The following is a 6,684-nucleotide window of genomic DNA, read 5'->3' on the forward strand; positions in this document are numbered from 1 at the left end:
CCCGTGCATTGCGCACGGGCCGGTTTTTTTTGCCCGCGAAATCTGCATCGATTCTGAAGAATTATGGCGTTTTGGAAGACGACCCGCCCGAGAGTGCAAAACTAGGCCCATTAGAGCTTGGCTGGATTCCTTTGATCCGGCTTCCTGTTTGATGGGCAAGGGGGCACTGCGACCCGGCTGGCCATGTAAGGATGCTGACGAATGCCGCGTACTGTGGGTCCCTTTATTCAATGTGGTTTGCGCCCGTTGTTTCGCCTCGCGCTGTGCAGCCAATTGTGCTGGCCGGTGCTGGCGTTTGCCGATACCGCCTATGACCAGATGGTGCATGATGCTCGCGCCGGCCATTACACGCCTGCGTTGACTGCCTTGCGCCAGGTCCCGGCCGATCAGGCCAGCACCGCGCAAATCAGTGACCATCTGCAGATCGCCAGCTGGGCCGGTTTCGATGCCGAGGTGGTGAAAGTCTATGAGGCCCAAGGCCGCTATCGCGACCTGCCAGTTGCGGCGTTGACTGCAACGGCCCGCGCCTATCGCAATCTCAAGCGTTGGGACTCGGCTACCGCGCTCTATCGTCAGGCTTTGATAGTCGAACCTCAGAATCCCGATCTGCAACTGGGTCTGGCCTTGACCCAGGCCGACGCCGGTAAACCCGACGAAGCAGTCAGTCGTGCCAGGACCATGGTCGCAGCCAAACCTGAGGACCCGACGCGTCGGCTGGCCTTGGGTTATGCCCTGACCCGTGCCAACAGTCCACACGAGGCGCTGTTCGAATACGACCAGGCTTTTACCCGCGCCGGCAACAATCTCGAGGTCGCCCGCGAATACATCATTGCGCTGCAACGTGCCCGCTTGCCTGAGCCGGCCTTGCGCCTGGCTCGACTGCAACCCGGGTTGATCGATCAGGGCGTGCAGCGGCGGCTGGAGGGCGATGTTGCGGCTGAACGGGTGCGTCTGGCGGACATGGCCAGCCGCAGCGAGAAGGATCGCTTCGTTATCGCAGACCGCGCCCTGGCCGATTACGACAAGCTGCTCGCCACCTGGACTCCGGTGGCCGAGGCTCATGACGATGTACTGCGCTGGCGCATCGACCGCATCGGCGCCCTGAACGCCCGTGCTCGACGAGCTGAAGTGATTGCCGAATACCAAAAGCTGCTCGCCGAAGGGGTTGTCATTCCCACTTATGCTTTGCGCTGGGTGGCTTCCTCCTATCTGGAGCAACGTGAACCGGAGATTGCCGTTGATCTGTACCGCCGGGTACTGACGGCACCTGACGCCGATCCGGCGGACCGCTTCGAAGACAGCACCGCGCTCTACTACGCACTGCTGGAAAGTGAAAAATCCGAAGAGGCCCGTGCCTTGGCCGAAGACCTGGCCAAGTCCCAGCAACCACGCGTCGAGCTCAAGGGACTGCCCATCGGCAACCCCAATGACCAGTGGATGGACGCTCAACAACTTGCCGCTCAGGCCGGCACTTATGGCGCCGACCTGCCCACCGCCGAGACGCGCCTGGCGACCCTGGTCAATCACGGGCCCGGCAATATCGGGTTGCGTCTGGCCCAGGCTGATCTGTACCAGGCTCGGCAATGGCCGCGACGTTCTGAAAGCCTGCTCAAGGAAGTCGAGACCACCACCCCGCGTAACCGTGAGCTGGAAGTCGCCCAGGCCCGCGCCGCCATGGATTTGCAGGAGTGGCGGCAGATGGATGCGCTGACCGACGACGTGGTCGCTCGTTACCCGGAGAACGCCCATGTCAAACGCCTGCAACGCCAGCGCGAAGTGCACGACATGGCTGAACTGCGTATCGAAGCCTACACCGGCAAGAGTTATGGCGGCGGCAACGGCGATGCCGGTGCAGTCACCGGCAGTCGCGACTTCGGCATTGAAACGCTGCTCTACAGCCCTCCCATCAATGAAGACTGGCGGCTATTCGGTGGCGTCGGTTACGCCACCGGTGATTTCGAAGAAGGCACCGGCCACCATCGCTGGCAGCGTCTGGGTGTGGAGCGCCGCACCCGTGACATGACGCTGGAAGCGGAAGTCTCCAACCACTCGTACGGCTCCGGTGACAAGCAGGGGGCACGCGTGGCCGTGGCCCGGGACATCAACGACCACTGGCAGTACGGTGGCAGCCTCGATTACCTCTCGGCCGCGACCCCGCTGCGGGCGCTCAACAGCGGTATCCGCGCCAACGGTGGCAGTGGTTTCGTTCGCTGGCGTGCCCACGAAAGCCGAGAGTGGCAACTGGCGGTCAGCCCATCGCATTTCAGTGACGGTAACAACCGTCTCGAAACCTTGCTCACCGGTCGCGAAGGCATTTACAGCGCTCCGCGGCTGCAAGTGGAGCTGGGCCTGGAAGTGGGTGCCAGTCGCAACAGCGGCTCTGACGAAGTCCCCTACTTCAACCCCAAGTCAGATCTGAGCGTCATGCCGACCGTCAGTGCCAATCATGTGTTGTACCGCCGCTACGAAACGACGTGGAGCCAGCAATTCCAGGCCGGCGCCGGTACCTACAGCCAGCGCGACCACAGCACCGGTGCCATGGGTCTGCTCAGCTACGGCCAGCGTTTTATCTGGAACGACGTGCTTGAGGCCGGCGCCGCACTGAGCTGGCTCAACCGCCCCTATGACGGCGACCGCGAAAGCGATCTGCGCCTGCTTGTCGACCTCACCTACCGCTTCTAGAAGAGTTTGAAGATGCCTGTCATTTCGCGATTCATCCTTCTGCTGGGGGTCTTGCTGATCAGCGCTTGTGCCCAGCAAGCCCCGGCGTTCACACCGCCCTCACAGCGCCCGCTGGTGGCCAACGACGCCCCTTGGCCGAAAAACCATGTGCTCGGCATCGCCTATCACGACGTGGAAGACCGCGACCCCGACCAGGCGCTCGTGGCCGTGCGGACCGAACGCCTGATCGAGCAATTGGCTTGGTTGCGGGAAAACAACTACCAGCCGGTCACCGTGGACCAGATCATCACCGCTCGCAACGGGGGCCCGGAACTGCCGCCGCGGGCGGTGCTGTTGAGTTTTGACGACGGTTATTCAAGCTTCTACACCCGCGTCATGCCTATTCTCCGCGCTTACAACTGGCCGGCATTATTGGCCCCGGTTGGTAGCTGGATCGACACGCCGCTGAACCAGTCGGTGGACTTCGCCGGGGTGCCGCGCAAGCGCTCCGAGTTTTTGACCTGGGAACAGATCCGCGAGGTCTCGAAATCGGGCCTGGTGGAAATCGCCGCCCACACCGACGCCAATCACAAAGGGGTACTGGCCAACCCGCAAGGCAACCTGCAACCGGCGGCGACGACCCGGCGCTACGATCCCGCCACCGGTCGCTATGAAAGCGAAGCTGATTTCCAGGCTCGCCAGCGCAAGGACGTGGTGGCCATTTCCGAGAAAATCCGCAAGGTCACCGGCTACAGTCCGCGCGTGTGGGTCTGGCCCTACGGTGCCGCCGATGGTACCGCCTTGCAGGTGATCGGCAGCGAAGGCTACCAAATGGCCCTGACCCTGGAAGATGGTCTGGACAGCCTCAACAACCTGATGAGTGGCCCACGTTTTCTGGTGGCCTCCGATCCGGATGGTGCCCACTTCGCCGAGAGCATCGTCGGCGTGCAGACGATGGATCCGTTGCGGGTGGTCCATGTCGATCTGGATTACGTCTACGACCCTGACCCTGTGCAGCAGGAAGCCAATGTCGGCAAGCTGATCCAGCGCATCTACGACCTGGGTGCCAACACCGTTTTCCTGCAAGCCTTTGCCGATCCGAAAGGCGATGGCCTGGTGCATTCGTTGTACTTTCCCAACCGTCACCTGCCGGTACGGGCCGATCTGTTCGATCGGGTCGCGTGGCAACTGAAAACTCGGGCCAACGCCAAGGTATTCGCCTGGATGCCAGTGCTCAGTTTCGGCCTGGATCCGAAGCTGCCCCGTGTACAACGTTGGAATCCGGAAACCGGCCGTACGGGTGTGGACCCGGATCAGTACGTACGTTTGTCGCCCTTCGATCCGAGCGTGCGGCGGGTCATCGGCGAAATCTACGAAGACCTGGCGCGGATGAGTTCGGTGGACGGCGTTCTCTACCATGACGACGCCGTGTTCTCCGACTTCGAGGATGCCGGCCCCGCTGCCCTGAAAGTCTATGCCGCCAACGGTTTGCCGACGTCTATCGCTGCCTTGCGGGACGACCCGGCGGCGATGCAGCGCTGGACCCGTTTCAAGAGCCGCTACCTGATCGACTTCACCCACGAGCTCACTGCCAAGGTCCGCGCGATTCGTGGCCCGCAGGTGCTGACAGCGCGCAATATTTTCGCCGAACCGATGCTCAATCCCGAAAGCGAAGCCTGGTTCGCCCAGAACCTGGACGACTTCCTTGGCGCCTACAACTGGACGGCCCCGATGGCCATGCCGTTGATGGAAAAGCAGACCCGCGAGCAATCCGGCCCCTGGCTTGAGCGTCTGGTGGAGACCGTCAAGGCCCGCCCCGGTGCGCTCAAGCGCACGGTATTCGAATTGCAGGCCCGTGACTGGCACAGCAAACCGGTCAGCGACATCGACGGCGAACAATTGGCCGAATGGATGGGACGCCTCAAGCGTTCAGGCGTGACCAGTTTCGGCTACTACCCGGACAACTTCATCGAAGACCAGCCCGCTGTGAAAACCGTGCGGCCGGCGCTCTCCAACAAGTGGAATCCTTGACATGCTCGACAGACTGCTCGCCCTGCTGGTGCTGGCGATCGTCCTTGGGGTGCCCCTGGGCCTGATCTTCCTGGTCACCGGGCAATTCCTGATGGACTTCGTGTTCTTTTACCCACTATTCATGTCCGGGCTGTGGATCGCCGGCGGCCTGTATTTCTGGCTGCACTGGGAGCGTCACTGGCCGTGGAAGGACGACACCCTGCCGCCGCCGCTGGCCGGGGAACCGCTGATCAGCATTCTGATTCCGTGCTTCAACGAGGGCGACAACGTCGCCGATACCATTCACGCCGCGTTGGGCCAGCATTACCCGAACATCGAGGTCATCGCCATCAACGACGGCTCGAAAGACAACACCGCCCAAGTGCTCGATCAACTGGCGGCTGATGATCCGCGCCTGCGCGTGCTGCATCTGGCGGAAAACCAGGGCAAGGCCGTGGCCCTGCGCATGGGCGCCATCGCGGCGCGCAGTGAATACCTGGTGTGCATCGACGGTGATGCGCTGTTGGCGCCCAACACCTGCGCCTACCTGGTGGCACCGATGCTGGACAATGCCCGCCTCGGCGCGGTGACCGGCAACCCGCGTATCCGTACTCGTTCTACCTTGATCGGTCGGGTGCAGGTTGGCGAGTTCTCCTCGATCATTGGCTTGATCAAGCGTACCCAGCGAGTCTTCGGGCGGATCTTCACCGTCTCCGGCGTGATCGTCGCCTTCCGTCGCACGGCCCTGCACCGGGTCGGCTACTGGAGCCCGGACATGATCACCGAAGACATCGACATCAGCTGGAAGCTGCAACTGGACCACTGGAGCATCTTCTACGAGCCCCGTGCCCTGTGCTGGATCCTCATGCCCGAAACCCTGCGCGGCCTGTGGCGGCAGCGCCTGCGCTGGGCCCAGGGCGGAGCCGAAGTGCTGTTCAAGAACATCCGCGGCATCTGGCAATACCGCCACCGCTACCTGTGGCCGCTGCTGTTCGAATATTGCCTGTCCACCGGTTGGGCGTTCACGTTCCTGCTGTCGGTGATCTTCTGGGGCGCCGGTAAATTCGTCGAAATGCCAGCGGCCATCGCAGTCGATCACCTCATGCCGCCGGCCTTCACCGGGTTGCTGTTGGCGGTGGTGTGTCTGATGCAGTTCGCGGTGAGCATCCTGATCGATCGCCGCTACGAAAAAGGCTTGTGGCACATCATGTTCTGGGTGGTGTGGTACCCGTTGGTGTTCTGGCTGATCAGCCTGTTCACCACCCTGGTGAGTTTCCCAAAAGTGCTGTTTGGACAGCATCAGAAGCGTGCGCGCTGGGTCAGCCCGGATCGCGGCATCAAACCGTTCGATGATGAAGAAGAGGAAGTGATCCGATGAAAATTATCAGGACCCGACAAAGACCTTTTCTGGTGGTCATCGATGCGCTCTTTACCGTGCTGGCGTGGCTGGGGCTGTTGTATCTGCTGGTCAACGGGCTCTGGCCGCTGTTTGACAGCCAGGCAGGCCCGCGCCTCGGTGGTTCGCTAATGGACACTCTCGGGACGTTGCAGGTATATGGCTGGATCGCCTTGGTCAACGCGGTGATCCTGATTACCTGGGCGCGCTATCAGCAGCGCAAAAGCCGCAGCTTCGCCCAGCGGCGGCTGCCAGCGCCGGTGGTGGACGATCAAGGCTTGAGCGAAAGCTTCAAATTGACCGACGCGCGTCTGGACACGTTGCGCCGGCCCGGCTCCAAGATTATTCACAACAACCAGGACGGTGATATCAGCCATGTCGTGGCGCACTTCCATCTGCTGAGCCCGGAACTGCAACCGCCGCCACTGGCACCGTTGGAGCGACCCCGGGTGATTCACCTGCCGGTCGATCATTCGGTGTAAGCGCTGCCGCAGGCTGTGATTGTTGATCTTGTTGCTTTCCAGTTCCTCGGAGATTTCCTTCAAAACGCCACGCTCGCTCCCACAGAGAGATTGGGTTGTCGCGGATATTACGGTCAGCACAAATCAAAATGTGGG

4 protein-coding genes are annotated in these 6,684 nt (G+C 61.8%); all 4 read left to right on the forward strand.

All coding sequences use genetic code 11. The features are described from left to right. Positions 1–201 precede the first annotated feature (201 nt). From pgaA to pgaD, 4 genes are read left to right on the forward strand one after another with little or no spacing between them, the layout of a single operon-like run. Positions 202–2,682, forward strand: a complete 2,481-nt coding sequence (gene pgaA / locus HU811_RS23405) for a poly-beta-1,6 N-acetyl-D-glucosamine export porin PgaA (protein WP_186658351.1) — start codon at positions 202–204, stop codon at positions 2,680–2,682. Between the two features lie 12 nt (positions 2,683–2,694). After that, positions 2,695–4,692, forward strand: coding sequence for a poly-beta-1,6-N-acetyl-D-glucosamine N-deacetylase PgaB (gene pgaB / locus HU811_RS23410; RefSeq protein ID WP_186658353.1), 1,998 nt, complete (start codon positions 2,695–2,697; stop codon positions 4,690–4,692). Between the two features lies 1 nt (position 4,693). Next, entirely contained in the window at positions 4,694–6,049 is a 1,356-nt protein-coding gene (gene pgaC / locus HU811_RS23415) for a poly-beta-1,6-N-acetyl-D-glucosamine synthase (protein ID WP_076383117.1), read from the forward strand. Then, a complete protein-coding gene (pgaD, locus tag HU811_RS23420) occupies positions 6,046–6,549 on the forward strand; it encodes a poly-beta-1,6-N-acetyl-D-glucosamine biosynthesis protein PgaD (protein ID WP_186658355.1) in 504 nt (167 codons plus the stop codon). Before pgaC ends, pgaD begins: the two co-directional genes overlap by 4 nt. Positions 6,550–6,684 lie beyond the last annotated feature (135 nt).

The organism is Pseudomonas tehranensis (genome assembly GCF_014268615.1).
GTDB classification, from domain to species: Bacteria; Pseudomonadota; Gammaproteobacteria; order Pseudomonadales; family Pseudomonadaceae; genus Aquipseudomonas; species Aquipseudomonas tehranensis.